The organism is Pseudomonas sp. 22515, assembly GCF_052044625.1.
Lineage (GTDB): Bacteria > Pseudomonadota > Gammaproteobacteria > Pseudomonadales > Pseudomonadaceae > Aquipseudomonas > Aquipseudomonas alloputida.
This window is the reverse complement of record NZ_JBQENN010000060.1, coordinates 1-1,593: the sequence shown is the minus strand read 5'-3', so window position 1 is coordinate 1,593 and position 1,593 is coordinate 1. Positions and strand designations below refer to the sequence as shown.

The following is a 1,593-nucleotide window of genomic DNA, read 5'->3' as shown; positions in this document are numbered from 1 at the left end:
TTGCCCGCGAAGAGGCCCTTCAGTCGAACCGATAGATGTCCATCCCCAGCGCGCCCAGGGTAAACCCCTGATGCACCACGCCGAACTTGCTCCCGGCCCCGAGGGCAAAGAACAGCGGCAGCAAATGCTCATCACTGGGATGGTTGCGCACCGCAAACGGCGCCTGCTGCCGGTAATCCATCAACGCCGCCTGGTCATCCTCCTGCAGCCGGTCTACCACCCAATCCCTGAACGCCAGCGCCCATGGCTCGATCACATCCGGCCCTGCATGCCAGTCCAGCTCACCCAGGTTGTGGGTAATGCTGCCTGACCCTATCAGCAGTACATCCTCGGTACGCAACCCCGCCAGTGCCTGGCCCACTTTTAGCTGCAGCGCCGGCCCCATGTGGCTGGGCAGTGAAACCTGCACCACGGGAATGCTCGCATCCGGGTACATCAGCGACAGTGGCACCCAGGCGCCATGGTCGAATGGGCGTTGCATGTCCAGGTGCGCGGGTAACCCCGCAGCCTTCAACCGCTCACTGACCTGGCCAGCAAGCCCGGGCTCGCCCGGCGCCGGGTACTGCACCGCATACAGGGCCGGTGGGAAACCGTAGAAGTCATGCCAGGTTTCCGGCTGTGCGCTGCCGGTGACCAGCAGCTCGCGGCTTTCCCAGTGTGCCGACACCACCACGATCGCTTTCGGCCGTGGCAGGGCGTTGGCCAACCCGGACAGTGCCGGCCCGCTGGCGCCGGGTTGCAGGGCAAGCATGGGGGAACCATGGGAAATGAACAGGCTGGGCAGCATGGCGGGGTCCTGAAGGTTAAGATGCAACCATCATCGATTAACTACAGATCGAAATCCAAACCAAGTTTTACCGACAAATCATCTAAAAATCGGGAGTAATCATGGAACCAGCGTTCTGGCAGCAGCGGTGGGCCGATAACCAGATCGGCTTTCACCAGGCGCAGGTGAACCCCTATCTGCAGACGTATTGGCCACAGCTGCAGTTGGCGCCCGGCAGCCGCGTGCTGGTGCCGTTGTGTGGCAAGAGCCTGGACCTGGCCTGGCTGGCCGGTCAGGGCCATCGTGTATTGGGTGTGGAGCTGTCGCGGCGGGCGGTGGAGGATTTTTTCCGTGAGCACGGGCTTGAGGCCGAGGTGCGGCAGCAGGGCGCATTCGAGGTTTGGCGCAGTGGAGATGTGCAGCTGTGGTGTGGCGACTTTTTTGCCTTGCGGGCAGAGGATGTGGCTGACTGCGTGGGGCTGTATGACCGGGCGGCGGTGATTGCGCTGCCGGTGCAGATGCGTGCGCGGTATATGCAGCTGTTGTCGGGGTTGCTGCCGACAAGCTGCCGGGGGTTGGTGGTGACGCTGGAGTATGACCAGTCATTGTTGGCCGGGCCGCCGTTTTCGGTCAGGGATGAAGAGCTGAGGCAGGGGTTTGCGGGGTGGCAGGTGGAGCAACTGGAGGCTGTGGAGGTGATTGAGGAGAGCCCGAAGTTTGTGCAGGCCGGGGCGTCGAGTTTGTTGGAGCGGGTGTACCGGCTCAGCCGGTAAGCAGGGAGGGCGGGCTGCCCCGGCCCATGTGGGAGCGGGCGTGCCCGCGAACCA

The 1,593-nt window shown here is 63.5% G+C and carries 2 protein-coding genes; one reads left to right on the top strand and one right to left on the bottom strand.

Going from position 1 to position 1,593, the window contains the following annotated elements; translation table 11 throughout:
* Positions 1 to 19: 19 nt before the first annotated feature.
* The gene (locus ACTJJN_RS26810; protein WP_440781787.1) at positions 20 to 787 is read right to left on the bottom strand and encodes a DODA-type extradiol aromatic ring-opening family dioxygenase; all 768 of its coding nucleotides are present in this window, start codon (positions 785 to 787) and stop codon (positions 20 to 22) included.
* Between the two features lie 101 nt (positions 788 to 888).
* Here ACTJJN_RS26810 and ACTJJN_RS26805 point away from each other — a divergent pair, with 101 nt between their 5' ends.
* Complete coding sequence (locus tag ACTJJN_RS26805) at positions 889 to 1,539, top strand: thiopurine S-methyltransferase (protein ID WP_004575938.1); 651 nt, start codon at positions 889 to 891, stop codon at positions 1,537 to 1,539.
* The last annotated feature ends 54 nt before the right edge of the window (positions 1,540 to 1,593 follow it).